General features: G+C 65.5%; 16 protein-coding genes, 1 tRNA gene and 1 rRNA gene. 6 read left to right on the top strand and 12 right to left on the bottom strand.

Annotated features, from left to right (window positions below; genetic code table 11):
- A 23S ribosomal RNA gene (locus ACYQ0J_RS10040) occupies positions 1-108 on the bottom strand; the annotation flags it as partial.
- A 194-nt stretch (positions 109-302) separates the two neighbouring features.
- Between ACYQ0J_RS10040 and ACYQ0J_RS10035 the strand changes: the two genes are divergently transcribed.
- Positions 303-379: transfer RNA gene (locus ACYQ0J_RS10035), tRNA-Ile, on the top strand.
- Between the two features lie 76 nt (positions 380-455).
- Here ACYQ0J_RS10035 and ACYQ0J_RS10030 read toward each other — a convergent pair.
- Positions 456-1,631, bottom strand: a complete 1,176-nt coding sequence (locus tag ACYQ0J_RS10030) for a tyrosine-type recombinase/integrase (protein ID WP_018110676.1) — start codon at positions 1,629-1,631, stop codon at positions 456-458.
- A gap of 166 nt (positions 1,632-1,797) precedes the next feature.
- Between ACYQ0J_RS10030 and ACYQ0J_RS10025 the strand changes: the two genes are divergently transcribed.
- Both ACYQ0J_RS10025 and ACYQ0J_RS10020 read left to right on the top strand, forming a co-directional pair.
- A complete protein-coding gene (locus ACYQ0J_RS10025) occupies positions 1,798-2,811 on the top strand; it encodes a ParB/RepB/Spo0J family partition protein (protein ID WP_169378094.1) in 1,014 nt (337 codons plus the stop codon).
- A 45-nt stretch (positions 2,812-2,856) separates the two neighbouring features.
- Positions 2,857-3,318 carry a hypothetical protein gene (locus ACYQ0J_RS10020; RefSeq protein WP_460171987.1) on the top strand — a complete coding sequence of 154 codons (462 nt, stop codon included), beginning with the start codon at positions 2,857-2,859 and terminating at the stop codon, positions 3,316-3,318.
- A 195-nt stretch (positions 3,319-3,513) separates the two neighbouring features.
- Here the strand turns inward: ACYQ0J_RS10020 and ACYQ0J_RS10015 are convergent, their stop codons facing one another.
- From ACYQ0J_RS10015 to ACYQ0J_RS10000, 4 genes are read right to left on the bottom strand one after another with little or no spacing between them, the layout of a single operon-like run.
- A complete protein-coding gene (locus ACYQ0J_RS10015) occupies positions 3,514-4,092 on the bottom strand; it encodes a hypothetical protein (protein WP_460171986.1) in 579 nt (192 codons plus the stop codon).
- Entirely contained in the window at positions 4,089-5,252 is a 1,164-nt protein-coding gene (locus ACYQ0J_RS10010; RefSeq protein WP_018110672.1) for an AAA family ATPase, read from the bottom strand. Before ACYQ0J_RS10010 ends, ACYQ0J_RS10015 begins: the two co-directional genes overlap by 4 nt.
- Entirely contained in the window at positions 5,243-6,262 is a 1,020-nt protein-coding gene (locus ACYQ0J_RS10005) for a DNA primase (RefSeq protein ID WP_245563398.1), read from the bottom strand. Before ACYQ0J_RS10005 ends, ACYQ0J_RS10010 begins: the two co-directional genes overlap by 10 nt.
- Before the next feature lie 16 nt (positions 6,263-6,278).
- Positions 6,279-6,527, bottom strand: a complete 249-nt coding sequence (locus tag ACYQ0J_RS10000) for a bifunctional DNA primase/polymerase (RefSeq protein ID WP_460171985.1) — start codon at positions 6,525-6,527, stop codon at positions 6,279-6,281.
- A gap of 434 nt (positions 6,528-6,961) precedes the next feature.
- Here ACYQ0J_RS10000 and ACYQ0J_RS09995 point away from each other — a divergent pair, with 434 nt between their 5' ends.
- A complete protein-coding gene (locus ACYQ0J_RS09995; RefSeq protein ID WP_211207069.1) occupies positions 6,962-7,276 on the top strand; it encodes a helix-turn-helix domain-containing protein in 315 nt (104 codons plus the stop codon).
- Between the two features lie 30 nt (positions 7,277-7,306).
- The gene (locus ACYQ0J_RS09990; RefSeq protein WP_018110670.1) at positions 7,307-7,999 is read left to right on the top strand and encodes a thermonuclease family protein; all 693 of its coding nucleotides are present in this window, start codon (positions 7,307-7,309) and stop codon (positions 7,997-7,999) included.
- Here the strand turns inward: ACYQ0J_RS09990 and ACYQ0J_RS09985 are convergent.
- Genes ACYQ0J_RS09985 through ACYQ0J_RS09960 form a run of 6 tightly spaced genes read right to left on the bottom strand, consistent with a single transcriptional unit; the run spans position 7,996 to position 16,221 of the window.
- The gene (locus tag ACYQ0J_RS09985) at positions 7,996-8,673 is read right to left on the bottom strand and encodes an HlyD family secretion protein (RefSeq protein ID WP_018110669.1); all 678 of its coding nucleotides are present in this window, start codon (positions 8,671-8,673) and stop codon (positions 7,996-7,998) included. The genes ACYQ0J_RS09990 and ACYQ0J_RS09985 overlap by 4 nt on opposite strands.
- Positions 8,654-11,941, bottom strand: a complete 3,288-nt coding sequence (locus tag ACYQ0J_RS09980) for a Swt1 family HEPN domain-containing protein (protein ID WP_028494585.1) — start codon at positions 11,939-11,941, stop codon at positions 8,654-8,656. The genes ACYQ0J_RS09985 and ACYQ0J_RS09980 overlap by 20 nt, the downstream gene beginning before the upstream one ends.
- Before the next feature lie 56 nt (positions 11,942-11,997).
- Entirely contained in the window at positions 11,998-12,549 is a 552-nt protein-coding gene (locus ACYQ0J_RS09975) for a helix-turn-helix domain-containing protein (protein WP_018110667.1), read from the bottom strand.
- Between the two features lie 4 nt (positions 12,550-12,553).
- Positions 12,554-12,967, bottom strand: a complete 414-nt coding sequence (locus ACYQ0J_RS09970; RefSeq protein ID WP_018110666.1) for a helix-turn-helix domain-containing protein — start codon at positions 12,965-12,967, stop codon at positions 12,554-12,556.
- A gap of 14 nt (positions 12,968-12,981) precedes the next feature.
- Complete coding sequence (locus ACYQ0J_RS09965; protein WP_018110665.1) at positions 12,982-13,344, bottom strand: type II toxin-antitoxin system RelE/ParE family toxin; 363 nt, start codon at positions 13,342-13,344, stop codon at positions 12,982-12,984.
- 42 nt (positions 13,345-13,386) lie between these two features.
- Entirely contained in the window at positions 13,387-16,221 is a 2,835-nt protein-coding gene (locus ACYQ0J_RS09960; protein ID WP_018110664.1) for a DUF1156 domain-containing protein, read from the bottom strand.
- A gap of 37 nt (positions 16,222-16,258) precedes the next feature.
- On the opposite strand from ACYQ0J_RS09960, the gene ACYQ0J_RS09955 reads away from it, so the two are divergent.
- Positions 16,259-16,491, top strand: a 233-nt coding sequence (locus tag ACYQ0J_RS09955; RefSeq protein WP_460171984.1) for a transposase, incomplete at its 3' end; no start/stop codon positions are given.

Here is a 16,491-nt window from a genome sequence, read left to right as displayed (position 1 = left end):
CCAGGGATCAACGCCCGCTACCGGCTCCCCCTGGCTTATCGCAGGTAGCCACGTCCTTCATCGGCTCGGGTGCCAAGGCATCCACCGTGGGCCCTTAGCATCTTGACCCTCAAAGACCACGCTCCACACGTGGCCCTGGGCTCCTATCCATCCACCCCAGCTTTCAAGATCCCCCGCCACCATCCAGGCAGCGCAAAGAAAAAACTACCAGACCAAAGCACCTGTGTCAAGGGGGGCTTTAACGGGTTTGCGGGCATCTTGACGGGAGGCGGGCCCCTAGCTAAGCTATTCTTTGCGTGCGGGGGCGATTAGCTCAGCTGGTCAGAGCGCACGCCTGATAAGCGTGAGGTCGGTGGTTCAAGTCCACCATCGCCCACCACGATGAAGACGCAAAGCTTCCCCCCTCGGTAGCGAGGGGGGAAGTGCTTTAGGGGGCTATTTGGAGGGCCATTTGCTCAGGCTAGGGGCCTGTTTCCAGAGCTTTTTAGGAGGTCTTCCAAGTCTATTACATAACCCCGGCGCTCCTCTTCCAGGAGATGGCGGTAAATGCCCAAGGTGATGTTGGGGTTTGCGTGGCCCAGGCGCTCACTCACCACCTCCAGGGGGATGCCTCGGGAGAGGGCCAGGGAGGCCCAGGTGTGTCGGAGGTCGTGCACCCGCACCCGACCCAGGCCTGCCTTCTCTGCCAGGCGGCGGAGATAGTGGTTGAAGGCATCCGGGTCATAAGGTTTTCCACCGCCGAAGAGGAAGAGCTCCCAAAGCTCCTCCGGGGTTAGGCGCTCCAGAAGCTTCTGGCGGCGCTCCTGCAAGCGCAGGAGTAGTCCCCGGGGTAAGGGGACTTTTCTACGGGCATGCCTGGTCTTGGGAGCGCTGAAAGTTCCCTTGCCCTCTACTTTGGTCCATGAACGCCATACCGTCAGTTCTCCTCGGGTGAAATCGATGTCCCGCCATTGCAGGGCAAGAGCCTCCCCCCGGCGTAGCCCCGTTGCCAGCATAAGGCGGAGGAGGAGGGCCATATCGGGGCTTTTGGACCGCTCCGCCTCCTCCAGGAGGCGGGCCACCTCGTGGGGCTCCAGAGCCCGGGCGGCTTTCTCCCCCTGGGATAGGCGTAGGCTCACCGCCTCTGCGGGGTTGCGGGCCACCAGCTCTAGGCGGAGTGCCTCGCGGAAGAGGGCCTTTAGGCGCATGAGGACTTTGCCGACCGTTCTGGCCGAGTACCCCTGCTCCATGACCCTGTCTAGCACCCCGCGAATGTGGGCAGGGCGTACCTCCTGCAAGCGCATGCGGCCTAAGGGATCATGGGCAAAAGGGTCTTTGAGGGAGGGCATAGCGCGCATGAGTTCTTCTTTGGCGAGGCGGAGAGAGTTTGGTCGCAAGCCCTCCCGCTCCAGGCGCTTCAGGTACTCCAGGGCAAACTCGCGGGTACTCTGCTTGGAGGGTTCGGCCAGGAGGCCCTTGGATTTCTGGTCTACCAGCTCGGCTAAGAGCTTTTCCGCCTCGCGGCGGCTATTGGCGTAGCGCTTCGCCTTGAGGAGCTTGCCCGTAGCGGGATCAACCCACTTGAGCTCGGCCACCCATTTGCTCTTGGTGGCGTCGTAATAGGTGGAGCCTCCTCCTTTACCGCGTGCCATGCTTTCCTCCCGTCGCTTCTGGCAAAGGCAAAGCCTTTCCCATAGTTGGCTACATCCTACCTAGCGGGGCTATAATCCTTGCTCCTTTAGATGGACTGTCTTCCTAAGAGGGGGGAGGTTATTCGAAAAGTGCGTTTGGGGGATGGGGACGACTATGGTTTGGTATATGCTAGGGGCTCTCTTCAGACCACCCCAAACCGAGGCCCAAAGCCAGGCTTGGCCTGAGGCGGACCAGCAAGCCCTTCACATGGCTACCCTGAGGGTTTTGTCCCCAAGAGAAGTGATCGTTGAGGGGCGGGTCACGTTGGTTGGCGACACCTCCACGCCCATTGAGTGGGTGCCCATCAGCCAAATCGTGCCTAACGCCACTCCACCCAGGGCTCATTACAACTGGGAGGTGATCGAGCGGTTCCGCGACTCGATCCTCAGGAACGGCCTTATCCACCCTCTCGTCGTGTACCGACGGCTGACGTTGGTTAATCCGCCTTTCGTTTTACTCGATGGTCACTACCGCTATTACGCCCTCCAGCGCATCGCTGAGAAGCGAGAAGGTGGGGGCGACCTCAAGGTGCCCGTCCTGGTCGTGACGGGCATGGCTCAGTTCAACGCTCTGGGAATTCGCTTTACAGCAGACTCTGGCTTGGTTGTTCCCCATTCCGATCTAGATCGCGCTCTGCAAATTGACGCACTGCTTTCTATGGCTGACGTACCCCTAGGGGTGTTTGTAGCTGTGCTCCGAGAAATCCTATCGGCAAAGTCTAAAGGCAATCAGCATGACCTTGTTCCTAATGCGTTGACCCTTAGGTTGCTTGGAGTGTTTGGTCTTAAGCCAAGTAAGGCAGTCTACTACCTGGGGACCTTTTTGGAGGAACCTGCCCTCTACGAGTTGGCTAAGGCGCGGCTGGTTGGAGATCCGGTGTTTCGGGTTTTGGCCCAGCGCAGGGTACGGGCGCATCCCCTGTTCAGCACGTTTCTGGAACGAGCGAAGTGGGGTATTCCAGATGAGAAAGCGTTCGCCCGGGAGGTGCGTGCGATTGTGGCCCCAGATACCCCTGCGGCCCGAAAAGAGTCTGTCTACCGGGGCCTTCGGCGTCTGGCGAAGCGGGCTGGAGGTTGGAAGCGCCTGGCTGAACTCCTCGACGACTGGCTCCGGGCTCTGCCGCCTGAGGAGGTCAAGTAAATGGCAGTCCCTTACGGAGAGTTGCGGCGCGCGATTGATCTCGGCTTGCCCGTGCCTGTGGTCCTAAGCGGGGTGAGGAGCCGGCCCTTCGACCTCATGGCGCTCTTTTTGGGGAACTGCATTGGGAGGGTGGCAAACTGGGTAAAGGAACCTGACGTGGCTCTTCTGGAGTGCCTTCGCCCTCGGTTGCTCTGGGAATATTTTGAGTACCCTGAGATCCAGGGGGAGGTAATTGAAAAGTGGGTTCTCCATCCAGACTCGCCTTGCCCGTTTCCTTTTCCTGTTGTTGCCGTACCGGGATTTGGCAGGATTGTAGTGCTTTTTGGCAGGGTGTGGCCTAAGGGGATGCTTAGACAAGGTTACTACTGGACCTTGGCGCAATCCGAAGAGCTGCCTATTCGACACCGGAGGTTATTGATGGAGATGGCCCGGGGAAGGGTCGAGGGACTTACCCGCCACCAGCGGGATTACATGTGGAAGCTGTATAAGGAAGGGATCAAGCCCTAGAAATCCCGTCCAGGACAAGCGAAATCGCCCCTTTTTCCGCAAAGGGGCAGTTCTTGTTGTACGCGTCACCTTTTGTTTCCGGAGTCACTGGTTACCTCCTGAACGGAGGAGGGAGAGGGGCAGAAAAATAGGGGGGCGAGGGTATGGTGGGGGGCACTATGCCCGGAAAGGGTGGGTCCCCTAGCGACCTAGGGTCTAGAGGATATCTGTCCAGTAGCTACCATGTACTGACTTTCCCTGTCGTTCCAGCAGTATGTGGTTGGGGTTCATTCGTCCCCGGGCAGCGGCTTCTGTGTAGACCCGCATCCGTGCATCGGGCCACCCGTAGATTTCCACCCGCCCGCTCCTCTCCACCCGGAGGAAGATCACCAGGGGGGCCTCGAGGTCCAAGACCATCCTGCCATCGGTAGAGCCTAGGTGCACCCTCCGGGGGGCGGGGAGATTCCGAGCCCGCCAGAGGAGGTGGGGGAAGAGGTTTTCGACGGGGGCCAGGACCCGCTCGGGCTCCTTCTGGGCCGGGTAGTAGAAGGTGGCCCATACGGGTTCGGGGACGCCCTCCCGGGCCAGGAGGATGCAGGTCAGGCGCTCCAGCCGGAGGAGTTCCCGGGCGGGAATACGCTTTCCCTCCTCTAGGGCGTGGGGAAGGGCATGCTTCCAGGCAGTCAGGGTAGGGCGGTGCTCAGGGGGCGGGGCAGGGGAGAAGACCACCCGCTCCCCCTCCCGGCGTACCGTGTAGGTGGCCTCCTCTAGGACGCCCAGCAGGTTCACGGTCAAGGGCTCCATTCTTCCACCTCCTCAAGCCCAGACTGGGGGGTTGGCACGGGGGGAGGGAGGGGGGACGATTTTGGGCCAAGCTCCCGATTTTGGGCCAAGGAGTTGGCCCAAAATCCTTCCTCGTCCTGGACGGCATTTTCCCGATTTTGGGCCAAGGGCATAGAGAGATTAGGGCGGGGGAGTCGGAGAACCTTAGGGGCTCCTCTCCCCGGAAGCGCCACCTCCTCCACCAGCCCCCGTTCCCTGAGCCCGGATAGGGCCCGCTTGGCGGTGCGCTCGGAGACGTTGCCCCGCTGGACCACCTCCTCCAGGAGGGCTTTCCGGGGGAGGCCTTCTTCCCCTGCTTCCGCCAAAAGCTCTAGGATGGCCTTCTCCGCCCGCTCCTCCAGGGTGACTGCTTCGGGCAAGGGATAGGGCCTGAAGTAGGCCCCCTCCCCATCCGCAAGCCACACCAGCTCGAGGCCAATGGGCGGCGGCAGGGGGGCATAGGACTGCTTCACACAGGTGAGCTTCACCACGTCCCTGCCCTCCACCTCTTTGGGGGGTATGCGGTCCAGGGCAAAAGCCGCCCGAGGGGAGAAGAGCTTGGCGGTAGAGCCCAATGGCCCCTTTTCGGCCACGGTCTGCCCGGGGGCAAGCTTCCCTACGTGATCCAGCAGGAGGAGGGCCGCCCCCGTGGCCTGGGCCAGGGAGGTCAGGGCACGGATGGGGGCGTGCACCTGCTGGGGCTTGATCACATCCACCCCCAAGAAGGCAGAAGAGAAGGCGTCCAGCACGATGAGGGCCGGGGGGTCTTGGCGAAGCTCCTCCTCGAGGGCCCGCACGTCCTCGGGGGTCAGGCCTCCCTCCACGGCCCGGAGGTCCAGGAGGGCTGTATCGGCATCTTCGTAGGCCCGGAGGAAGCGACAAAGCCAAAGAGCGTAGCCCAGCCCCCCGGGATCGTCTGCATCCAAAATGAGCACCTTCCCCCGCTTCACGGGGCGCTTGCCGAAGAGCCCCTGGGGCCGGAGGGCCTGGACGGCGAGGAAGGCCACCAGGCGGGTCTTGCCCTCCCCCTGCTTGGCAAAAAGGACGCTCACATAACCCGAGGGGATGAGCTCGTCCACAAACCACTCCACCACGGGAGGCTCCTGGGGAAGGGCAAGGCGCTTCACCGCCATCCCTCATCACCCCCTTTCTTCCAGGGATTGGGGTCCTTATATTGTGATGTTTCGTTGGCCCAAAATCGGGTTTTTGCCGTCCAGGACGATGCAGGATTTTGGGCCAAGGGGCTGGCCCAAAATACCTCTTTTGGCCCAAAATCCCCCCGATCCTCTAGGTGGAGGGGTGCCCGGCTTCCCACCTCGAGGCCCCATCGCACCGCCTCCCGGGCCTCCCGCTCAGGAAGCCCGGCCTGCATGGCGGCGGCTACCAGGACTTCTTCCGCTTCGTGGGGGTCTAGCCCGTGGGGGAGGAGCCCCCCAGCGGCCCTGGCGTAGGCGATCAAGGTGTTGTGACGGGTGCCCACGGGGGCGCTTGCCACCCGGTCCGCATAGGCCTCGAGGATCGCCCTCAGCCTCCGGGGAGAAGTCCCCTCGGGAGGGGCGGGGGGCTTCACCTCCTCTCGCCGGGGAAGGGCCTCCTTTAGGAAGTCCAGAAGTTCTGCTGTTCTCTCCTGGGGCTCAGGGGGGAAGCCCGGGAGGAGGAGTCCCGTGTAGGTGAAAAACCGCCCTCCCACCTCCTTGTAGGCGTAGACCTCCACCCCCATGGGGCCCAGGGTGAACCGGGCGGCCCGGTCCCCTTCCAGGTGGGCCCAGAGGAGGATGTGCAAACCCCTGCCAGATGGGGAAAGCTCAGCGTAGCTCCCAAACCGCCTCAGAAGCTCCTGGGCCTCGAGGGGAATGCCCTCCCCGGGCCACCCCTTCCAGTCGAGATCGATGCCCACCAGCCCCCCACCCAGGACCACCCCCAGGCCGGAGTAGCGGCCCGGGTAGCGCCTCAGGGCGGCCAGAGCCTCCTCGTAGGTGCCCCAGTCCTCCGGGCGGCGTACCGAAGCCCGGTAGGGCTTGGGAGAGCCCTTGGGAGAGTAGGGCACCTTGGTCGGCCCGCCTTCCCGTTCCTCAGCACGCCACACAAGCCAACGACGCTCTTTTGCCAGGGTGACGGCTACAATGGGATTAGACTTCTGCATAGGAGTCTCCTTTCCGCTACCCCCGCGCCTCCACGCGGGGGGCCTCCTTTTCTCCTGCAAGGAGCCGCTCGACCGAGGTCCTGACGATGTAAAGCCGCTTCCCCTGGGGCAGGCGGAACCCCTCCGGGGCCAGGATGCCCACCCCGGCCTTGGGCTCCCGCGTCCACCAGGCGCGGATGGTGACCAGGCTTTCCTCCGGCCCGTGGGGCCGCTTCTCCCCTGGCGAAAGCGGCAAAACCGTGTAGCCTAGGCGGACGTAACCCAACGTGGCATGCATCACTGCAGGCCCTCCCTGCCTCTCCTGGCGTCACTCGACGTTTTTTCCGTAACCAGCTCCTCTAACCGCCCGTCAATTAGGGCCTCTGCTACCCGTACTGGAATTAGGAGCCTGCGCCCGATTCGAATTCCGTGCTGGCGAGCTATTTTGTACGCCAAGTCCCGGCCAATAATTTCGGGCCCAAGCATCTGTCTTAGTTGGTTAACCGTGAGTAAGCGGCGGTTTCCGTTCACACTGGGAGAGTAGCGTATGGTCTTTTGGCTCTTGAAAAACAAATTTTGTCGTCCAGGACGACCATAGAGCCTCCTTTAGGGCAGTTTTTGTGGTGAGCCCCAAGGGTGACGCCCCGGGAGGGGGGGTGGGGGGAAGGGGCGGGGGAGGTTGTGGCGAGCCAGAGCATGCTATCTTGCGAGGCAAAGCCTATGGAACTTCGAGTAATTCCCACCCCTGACTTTCGGGAGCTTCTGGAACGCCTCGAAGCCGCCGTGAGTGCTTTGGAGCGGATGGCGGGAACAGGCCGCCTCAAGACAACAGGCAACAGGATGGGCTACAGCGTGGCAGAGGTTGCCGAGCTCCTCGGGCTGAGCAAGAACCTGGTCTACAGGGCCATCCACTCCGGGAACCTGAGGGCCGTCAAGCTGGGAGGAAGGCTGATTGTTTCGCACCGGGCACTGGAAGAGTGGCTGGGTTACGTGGGCTCCGAGGAGCAAAAGGGACCTCGAGGCCGAACTTGGTGAGCCTCGGAGGGCCTGGGCTACCCTAAGGGCATGAGGCCCCTTTTGGGTCTCGCGTGGGCGGTCCTCCTGGGTCTGGCCCTGGCCCTCAGCCCCCAAGGCGGGCTCCAGGGGCCCCTTCAAGTGGTGCGGGTGGTGGACGGGGACACGGTGGAGCTGGCCGGGGTGGGCGCCGTGCGGCTCATCGGGATAGATGCGCCGGAGTCGGGGTACAACCGGAGGACCTCGGGTCCGGAGGAGGTGCGGCTGGGCCTCGAGGCCAAGGCCTTTCTCACCCGCCTGCTCCAGGGAAAGCGGGTCTGGGTGGAGCTGGATGTCCAGGAGCGGGACCGCTACCGCCGGGTGCTGGCCTACCTGTACCTGGAGGATCCCAAGGGAGACTGGACCTATGGGGCCAGGCGCTTCCGCCAGGTGAACCTGGAGGTGGTGCGCGCCGGGTGGGCCGAGCCCTACACGGTGCCGCCCAATGTCCGGTACGCCGATCTCTACCTCCAGGCGGCGCGGGAGGCCCGGGCCAGGGGGGCGGGGATGTGGGGGGAGAGCGCGCAGGGGGCCTCGAGGCCGGGAAGCGGGAAGTGCGACCCCGCTTATCCCGCGGTCTGCATCCCTCCGCCGCCCCCGGACCTGGACTGCGGGGACATACCCTTCCGCAACTTCAAGGTGCTTCCCCCCGACCCGCACCGCTTTGACCGGGACGGGGACGGGGTGGGGTGTGAAAGCCGCTAATCCCCCACCAACACCACCTCCACCGTCACCCCCTTGGGGGTGAGGTCCCGCACCTTCACCTCGGCTACCCGGCCGGCCACGGGGGAGCGCACCAGCTGGCGCTCCGCCTCCCGGTCCCGCCTCCGCTCCAGCCTCGAGGCCTCCAGCCTGGCCTCCCGCAGGCGCTCCTCCAGGTGGGCCCGCTCCCCGGTGTAGTCCAGGACCAGGCGCTTCCGCCTGGCCAGAAGCTCCTCCACCCGGGCCTCGGCCTCCAGGAGCTTCAGCCGGGGCTCCGCCCCCTGGGCGGCCAGGTAGCGCAGGCGGTCCCGGGCCTCCCGGGCCCGGGCAAGCTCCCCCTCCAGGACTTCCCTCTCCAGGCGGAAGCGCCCCTCCAACCGGGCCAGGTCGGCCTCGAGGCGTGAGGCTTCCTCCTGCTTGGCCCCCGCCCTCTCGGCCAGCTCCTCCAGGGGAGCCTCGTCCACATACCGGGCCAGGGGCTCCCCCTCCTCCACCCGGTCCCCGGGGCGCACCAGGAGGCCGGAGAGGCTGGGCAGGTCGGGGATGACGATGGGATGGACCTGGGGCAGGACCGGGAGGTGGGTCGAAGCATCGAAGGGTGGGCTGAGAAGATGGTTGAGGGAAGGGGATTCCCTAAGCCGGGTTTCGGCTTGCCCCTCACGCCTCCTCGAGGCCATACTCCGCCTTGAGGGCGTTGCTGTTTTCCCGCAGGGCCCGGGCGAGATCTTCCGGGAAGCCCTCTTCGGCCTCCGCCTCCACCTCAAGGACCACCCGCACCCGCACCCCAGGTTCCTTGGCCAGTTGGAGGACGATTTCCTTGGCCAAGAGGTCGGCCTCCCGCAGGAGGTCGGTGGCAGGAACCTCCTTCTTTAGGTAGAACCGCCTGGGCTTGGGCTGGGGTGGGGGAGGAGGCGGGACGGGCGGGGCTATGGTAGATCCACCTCCTAACGTGTTTGGCGTTGCAGTTTCAGTATTTTCCATTGTGGTCTCGGGGGGGTGGGGCTTCTCCTCCGCCTTGGCCCTTTCCGCCACCTCCTGCTCCAGGAGGAACCCCGCCAGGTTGGGGGCAAACCCGCCTTCGCGCCAAAGCACCCCCTTGGGGTGCTCCCCCTCGAGGCGCTCTGCGTAGCCGAAAAATCCGTCCTCCACCCCTTTCCGCACGGAGGCCAGGAGGACTTCCTCGTCCTTCAACCGGGGCAGGTAGGGGTAGGTGCAGAAAGCTTCCCAAAGCCAGCGCAAGGGCAAGATGCCCTGGGAATCCCGGGCGGTGAAGAAGCGGTAGCGTTCCAGGGTGTCCCGCAGGAACCGGGGGTGCCACTCGGTGTAGACTAGGCTCTCGTTTTTGGCCTTGCTCGCCGCCCGCTCAAGGGGCTTGCCGCTTCCCTGGAGGCGGAGGGCCTGGAGCTCGAGGTCGGGGGCCTTGGGGTCGGGTTGGTGGAAGCTGAGGAGGTGGCGGTAGGCTTCTTCCAAGCGGGTGTTTAGGGTGTTCTCTGCCTCGACAAGCCGCGACCGCACCTGGGCCCTGTCCATATCCCCCAGGTTCAGGCTGGGAGCTTCCTCCAAGATGGACTTCCAAGCTAGGTAGCCCCTCGAGGCCGCCTCCAGGTCGGGCCAGGAGGTGGCTTCCGCCGCTAGGAAGAGAAGGGTGTTGCGGTAGAGCCTGGGAGCCTGCCCGCGCCGGTCCAGGATCTCCCGCGCCAGGCGCTCCGCTTCCGATTCCCCTTTGGTGTGGGAGGCCCAGGGGGGCAGGACCACGAGGCGTAGGGCGGGCTCGTCGGGCACGTCCCCGCTACCTTCGGGGACAGCGTGGACGGCGGCGAAGAGGCTGGGACGCTCCTTGGCCCAGGCACGGATGCGACCCACCAGCTCCCGGCGCACCTCCTCCGGGTCCAAGGCCGCGGCCCGGTCCTGGGCCAAGCGGTTGAGGCTGGGGCGGGTATCGAACCAGTAGCGGTCCCCCTCCGCGTGAAAGTAGGTGAGCTGGTCGGTGAGGGCTTTGAGGGCGTCCCCCACAAAGGAGGGGTTCTCCCCAGGCTGGACCACCCCCAGGCGCACCCGGATGCCCTCTACTCCCCGAGGCCGCCCAATGGGGGCGGCGGCGGGGGCGGTAGCCATGAAGACCGCCCGGGCGGTGCGCCGGGCCATCTGGTGGCGGCCTAGGTTAGGCCGTTCCTTGTCCAGGAGGAAGGCTTTGGCATTGGGGCCGTCCACGTCCGTGTCCAGCACCTGGTCGAAGCCCTCCTGGAAGCGGGAGAGGTGGCGGGTGAGCTCATACCGGGGCCCTCCGGCATCGAGGGGTAGGCTTCCCGGCAGGATCATGAGGGAAGGATCCCCCCGGGTCCACAGGGTGTGGACCACGGCGGCCATCAGGCGCAGTACTCCCCGGGTGCGCTGGAAGCCCTCGAGGGTGGACCAGTCCCCATAGAGGCGGTCGAAGAGTTCGGGGTGGATGGGGTAGGCCAGCTTCATGCGGCGCTCGTAGTCGGCCTCGGCGGTTTCCGCTGGGAACTCTCCCTTGTGCTCCCGGTAAAGCCGCATGAAAGCCTGTACCACGGCGTCCCGGTCCCGGAAGCCCTCGGCGGAGAGGGGCAGGAAGAGCCTGCGGCGTACGATCTCGTAGGACTCGTCCTGGGTGGCGGGCTGCCAGACGCTCTCCAGGCGGCCAAAGACGTTCTGCAGACGGAGGAGGGCTTCCCGCCCACCCCCGCCCCCCACCTCGGCGTCGGAGGCGGGGAGGGAGGCCACCACCAGGGTCCGCCCGCTCCGCTTGGCGGCCTCGGTGAGGGCTTGGGCGAAGGTGAGGTTCTGGTCGAAGGTACCCGCAGGGAGGTCCTCCTCCCCGTAGAGGTTGCGCAGGTAGGCTACCCACTCGTCGATGAGGACCAGGACGGGGGCAAAGCGGTCAAAAAGCTCCTTGAGGGTGTCGGAGCCTGGGGCCACGCCCCGGAGGTCCCCTTCCTCCACCAGGCGGTAGCCCTCCACCCCGCCGATCTGGTAGGCCATCTCCCCCCAGAGGGTGTGGACCACAACTCCCTCCGTCTTGGGGCGGCGCTTGGCAGGGTCTAAGGCAGTGCCCACCAACACCGCCCGCCTGGCCTTGGGGGCCTGAGTGAGGCCCGCTTCCTTCAACACCTCTTCCAGCCCGGGCACTTCGTGGGGGTCGAGCCCTCCGCCGAAGAGGTGGTAGAGGGCCAGCATGGAGTGGGTCTTGCCGCCACCGAAGGCCGTCTGCAGCTCCACCACCGGGTCGCCTCCTTCTCCCGAAAGGCGCCTGAGGGCGTTCAGCAGGAGGCGCCTGAGCCCCCCCGTGAGGTGGGTGCGGCGGTAGAACTCCAGGGGGTCGCCGTACTCTGGGCTCGCCTCCCCCCGGAGGACCTGGGCCAGGTCGGCAGCAAACTCGGCCTCGCTGAAGCGACCCGAGGCCACGTCAGGGTGGGGAGTGGCCACCTCCCGCCAGGGCTTGAGGCCGGACGGGGTGGGTAGCTGGGGCAGCTTGGCCGCCCGCTCCACCTCCCGCTTGGCCTCCTCCTCGAAGCGGCGGCGCAGAAGCTCCCGGGCTAGGCGCCCGGTCTCCTGGGCTTCCTCTGCGGCCACCATCTCCAGAAGGCGGGTCATGGTGTCCAGGGCCCGGTGGGCGTCCTCCAGGGTGAAGGCGTTCTGGTGGGCGTGGCGGTTGCGCACCTCAATGAGCTCCTTCACCAGGGTGCGCCCCCACTGACCCAGCTTCTCGTCAAAGACCTCGTGCCAGCGGTAATCCATGAGCTTCAGGAGGGCCTGGGCGTCGGGGTCTTGCAGTTTGTCTCGGTCGCCCTTCAGCACCTCGAGGGCCTGCCGGGCCCATTCCTCCCCGTACACCCGGCGGTACTCCCGCTCCACGAAGGGGCCGAGGCCCGCCTTCAGAAGGTCCAGGCCCCGCCCCACGATTTCCCGGTTGCTAAGCGCCATATTCCTAAGAATACGCGGCCAGGCTCCGGAAGCCTGGCCAAATGGGCACGGAGGGCCTAGAGCTTCATGGCGGGCAGCACTAGCCGGGGCAGGCCCATCTGGGCGGTGAGGAAGTCCACGTAGACTCTCAGATAAGGCCAGAGGTTAAGGGGCAGGTTGCGCTCCCGGAAGACCTGGAAGAGGGCTTCGTCGGGGAAAGTGGTGCACCGGTAGCGGGCGGCCACGCGCAGGTGGACGAAGCCGAAGCTCCCCTCGTCGTCCTGGAACTCCAGCCTAAGCTCCAGGCCCGCTTGGAAGCCCTCCTCGGTCTTCGTGGGGCCGAAGGTAGAAAGCCCATCCGGAGGAGGGCCGAAGCGCTTGGAGCCCTGGGGCGACCGTTCCAGCTTGGCGTGGACCTCGAGGAGCTCCACCCCCAGGATCTCCAGGCCGGCGATGAAGTCTGCGTAGGCTTCCGGGGAAGGTTCTCCGCCCTCTTTGGTGGGGAGGAGCTTCGCCCGGCGCAGGGTGTTGTAGACCCGCTGGTAGGTGAGGCCAAGCTCCTTGGCAATGGCAGAAACGCTCTTGCCCTCCTGGTAGAGCCTGCGGATGGTGGCAGACTTACTTTCCATCGGCCTAGGCGATTTCCTCAAACGCCTGCTTCCTCTTCTGGGTCAGGGTGGTCCAGGTTTCCGCCACCGGCTCCCAGCCCTTAGCCGCACCTGCAGCCAAGGGCTCGTCCGCGCCCAGATCAAAGCGGGCCAGGACCTCGCCCTCCTCGTCGGTGAACTCCAGGCGCAGGGAAAGCCCCAGGGCCTGGGCGTAGCGGGCCAGCCCCTCGAGGGTCATGGAAAGCCCGGCGGAGGTTTCCATTTGGCTCACGCGGCTCCGGGAAACCCCCAGGCGCTCGGCCACCTCCTTCTGGGAAAGCCCCTTGAGCTCCCGCAGGTAGCTCAGGAGCCAAGAAAGCTCCTCGTCCAGAACCTCCCGGTAGAGGCGAGCGCTTTCGGGGTCCTTCAGAGACTCCTGGAAGTAATGGCGGAAGTCCATGTGCCGGCCCATAATCAATTCACCTTTCCCTTCTTCATGGCCTTATAGGCTTGGACAGCCAGCTTGAGGAGTTTGGGGTCCGGGCTATCCTGGTCCTTGACCTCCCCCGCTGCCACCACGAAGAGAAGCTCTTCCTGGCGCCAGTAGTAGAGGCGTATACCCGTGCGGTGGCGGAGTTCCCAGATGGGCGCTTCCAGGTGAGCAAGCGGCTTGGCCAGAGGCGGGCGGAGGTCCGGGCCTTGCTCCCCCAGCGTCCAGAGCAGGCGTAGGGCGAAAGTGTGGAGCTTGGGGTTGTGGCGCTTAAGGTCTTCCAGCCAGTCCCGCACCTGCGAGCGCCCTCTGGCGTCCTCGTAGAAGACCACCCGGTAGCGCCCCACCTCACACCCCCATGGTATACCTACCCAAAAGGTTAGTCAATGCTAACCTCGGAAAAGCTCTTCCTGTATCGCCCGCCGGGTCTTGCGGGCCTCCACGCTCAGGTGGCCGTAGCTTCCTGCCAGGAGGTTGAAGTCCTGGGCTTCCGCCAGGCGGCCCTTGCGTTCGGCAAGCCCGTAGAGGCGGTAGGCCAATGCCCTGGCCCCTTCCGCCAGGGCCTCGGGGGTGCGGGCCAGGAGGCTCGCGGCGGCGCTCTCCCCCTGCTCCTTCAGCGCTTTGATGAGCCCGTGGGCCACCTCCCAGGCGGAGAGACGGCGGTCCTGGGCGGGATCCCAGCCCGCGGTGTACTCCTCGGGGCGGAGGAGGCGCACCTTTCCTCCCTTGGCCCGCAGGATGCCCCCCTCCTTCACCGCGGCCACGGAGACGTTCTTGGCCTTGGCCAGGGTTTCCGCGTCCCCGTAGGGGCCTTCGCCGTAGCCGTACTGGTCGTACCAGGCGATGGCGAAGCGGGTGGGGGCGTCCAGCTCGGCCTCCTCCTCGGCCAGGAACTCGTCCAGCACCTGGTTGATGAGGGCCAGGGCCTCCCGCACGGGGATGGCCCGGCCATCGGGTTCCAGCACCGCCCCAAAGCGGCTGTAGACCGCCATGCCGGGGCCGATGGCGCTTTGGGCCAGGTCCACGGGGGGAATGCTTCCTTGGGTGAGCTTGCGCAGGGCCTCAGGAAGCTCCCTCCGGAGGGTCCGGAGGAAGTCCTGGCGGGTGGCGGTGGGGGCGTCCTCTGGCCGGGGGCGGCAGACCAGGACGATGGAGGAGGCTAGGGCGTTGGAGTTCTGCCCCCTGGAGCGGTTAGTGCGCTCCGTGCGCATGGGCCAGGTGGCGGTGATCTGGAAGCCCGCATCCACCAGGCCCTGCAGGAAGGTCTCCCAACCCGTGGAGGCCACCCTGTCCGTGCCTCCTTCTTCCTCCTCCCCCTCCTCGGTCTCCTGTTGCTTGAAGGCGTAGTAGAGGGAGAGGGGGTAGTGGGGGTGGGCCTTGGCCCGGAGGTTCTGGAAGACCCGGCGCATGCCCTCCTCGAAGTGGCGCTTGGCGGCCTCCCTGCCTCCCTGGCGGTAGGGGTCGGCCACCAGCTCCTCGGCCTTGGGGGTGAGGAGGGTGCGGAAGAGGCTGGGGTAGGTGTCCCCTAGGGACTTGCGGAGCCAGACGTAGAAGAAGTCAGAGAGGTCGGCGTAGGGAACGTTGTCGTAGTAGGGCGGGTCGGTGGAGATGAGGGGCGGGGTGGGCACCCCGTTTACTGAGTCCAGGGCGTTCCCCTGGCGGGCCTGGCCCTCGGGGTGGGCGGGGAGGGCTTCTAAGGCTTTGGCCACCCATTCAACTGCATCCATGAAGTTGCGCGTGGAATCAGAGAAGGGGTTTACCTCGGAGAAGTCCCAAACCATGGGGAGGGCTTGACGACCAAAGACCCCACCAACTTTCTCTCCGCCGCTTTGCCATCTCGATAGCGAGTTACCACTTTCTGCAAGGCGATCCAGGACAAAAGCCAGGTACACCCCCACCGCCTCCGCATAGGCCTTGGCCCCCCTTCCCCCTTCCGCCAGGGGGATGCCGTCATCGGACAGGCCCGCCTCGAGGGCATCCTGGTACACCCGCTCCCTGGCCTCCGCCACCAGGTCGGCGAAGGTGGTGAGGGCCACCAGCTGGCGGGGGGTGAAGAGGTCGGCGTGGGTGCTGAGGCCGTAGTTCTGCACCCGGAAGCCAAGGGCCTGCTCGGGAAGCTTCGTGTCCGGCCTCCACCTCGGCACCGCCCCCCTCGCCACCTCCTCGTGCTCTGGGGTGGGGGCGTGGTAGTTCCTCCCCTTTTCGCCCGCAGTCACGATGGCCATCAGCCTGGCCCCCAGGCGGCCCGCCTTCCCCTCCCTGCGCACGTGGTCCAGGGGGATGTGGGCCCCGCACACCAGACACCGCCCGCCCCGCCTGCCCACGGTGCCCTCCACGGGGGGCTTCTCCCCCCGCTCCACCCGGAACTGGACTTGGCCCTCCCGCACCTCGGGCACCACGTAGACCCCCTTGCCCGCCTTCTTGGAGAGCCAGAAGGAGCGCACCAGGGGGGCCTCCGCCCCGCAGGCGGGGTTGGGGCAGGCCACGGTGCGGGCCCAGAGCCAGGCGATGACCGTTTCCCCGTCCAGGTCCAGGTAAAGGTGCCCGATGCGCTTCCTGGCCTCCTCCCGCATCCAGGCCCCGTAGTGGCGCACGTCCTGGGCCAGGCCTGCGGCTCGGGAAAAGGCACTATTCCCTATGGGCTTGGCCCGGTACTCCGGGTTCACCGGGGGCAACCCGGCAAAGCGGGCGGGGATTTCTATCAGGGCCTTGTTGATGAGGACGGCCACGGGGTTCAGGTCTCCCGCAAAGGCCCTCAGTCCCAGGCGCTGGGCCTCGAGGGGAATGGTGCCCCCTCCAGCGAAGGGGTCCAGGACCGGGGGGGCCTTTTCCAGGAGGGCTTGGATCCGCTCCTTGTCCCTGGGGGAGGCGGGGGGCTCCTCCCCCAGGGCACGGGCGAGGCTTTTGGCGATCTCGTAGCGGGCCTCCCCGATGACCCCGTTGTCCTTTTCCGCTTCCTCGGGATCTTTCACGCTGTCCCAGTTCACCAAGCGCTCCAAGAGCCCAAAGAGCCGCTGGCGCTCCGCCTTGGCCTCCTCCTCAGGCAGGTACTCCCCAGGGTCGTCCACCAGGCTGGCGAAGAGGACCGCCCGTGCCGAAGCCAGAGGCCGCCTGGCCCACCACAGGTGCAGGGTGGACGGGTGGCCGTGAAAAGAAAATCTCTCTTCTAAGGACTCCCGGTTGATGGCCTCGAGGGGTAGGGCAACCTCAATGAGCTTTCTCATGGGCTAGGGTCGTGTAAGGATTTATGTGTAAGGGCCCGTGTTTAATAGGGGGGCACACCTTAGCACGAGGAGGTGCCCCGTGGACCAGGATACCTTGCGGATCTTGCTGAGGGAAGCGGTGCGGGAGACAGTAGCCGAGGTTCTGCAGACGGTTCTGGAGCTGGACCGGACGGCCTTCTTGCAGGTGCACGGAGGCCGCAGGAACGGCTACTACCCCCGCAAGCTGGAGACCACCTTCGGCCAGGTGGACCTGAAGGTCCCTAGGGATCG

The organism is Thermus sp. FJN-A (assembly GCF_054655095.1).
This window is presented reverse-complemented; position numbering and strand designations above follow the sequence as displayed.

Excerpts from the sequence above, each read along its gene's own strand:
- ACYQ0J_RS09985 (WP_018110669.1), bottom strand. The coding sequence starts at position 8,673 with ATGGCCTCGAGGAGGCGTGAGGGGCAAGCCGAAACCCGGCTTAGGGAA.
- ACYQ0J_RS09980 (WP_028494585.1), bottom strand. The coding sequence starts at position 11,941 with ATGGCGCTTAGCAACCGGGAAATCGTGGGGCGGGGCCTGGACCTTCTG.
- ACYQ0J_RS09975 (WP_018110667.1), bottom strand. The coding sequence starts at position 12,549 with ATGGAAAGTAAGTCTGCCACCATCCGCAGGCTCTACCAGGAGGGCAAG.
- ACYQ0J_RS10010 (WP_018110672.1), bottom strand. The coding sequence starts at position 5,252 with ATGGCGGTGAAGCGCCTTGCCCTTCCCCAGGAGCCTCCCGTGGTGGAG.
- ACYQ0J_RS10005 (WP_245563398.1), bottom strand. The coding sequence starts at position 6,262 with ATGCAGAAGTCTAATCCCATTGTAGCCGTCACCCTGGCAAAAGAGCGT.
- ACYQ0J_RS09995 (WP_211207069.1), top strand. The coding sequence starts at position 6,962 with ATGGAACTTCGAGTAATTCCCACCCCTGACTTTCGGGAGCTTCTGGAA.
- ACYQ0J_RS09990 (WP_018110670.1), top strand. The coding sequence starts at position 7,307 with ATGAGGCCCCTTTTGGGTCTCGCGTGGGCGGTCCTCCTGGGTCTGGCC.
- ACYQ0J_RS10025 (WP_169378094.1), top strand. The coding sequence starts at position 1,798 with ATGCTAGGGGCTCTCTTCAGACCACCCCAAACCGAGGCCCAAAGCCAG.
- ACYQ0J_RS09960 (WP_018110664.1), bottom strand. The coding sequence starts at position 16,221 with ATGAGAAAGCTCATTGAGGTTGCCCTACCCCTCGAGGCCATCAACCGG.
- ACYQ0J_RS10030 (WP_018110676.1), bottom strand. The coding sequence starts at position 1,631 with ATGGCACGCGGTAAAGGAGGAGGCTCCACCTATTACGACGCCACCAAG.
- ACYQ0J_RS09970 (WP_018110666.1), bottom strand. The coding sequence starts at position 12,967 with ATGGACTTCCGCCATTACTTCCAGGAGTCTCTGAAGGACCCCGAAAGC.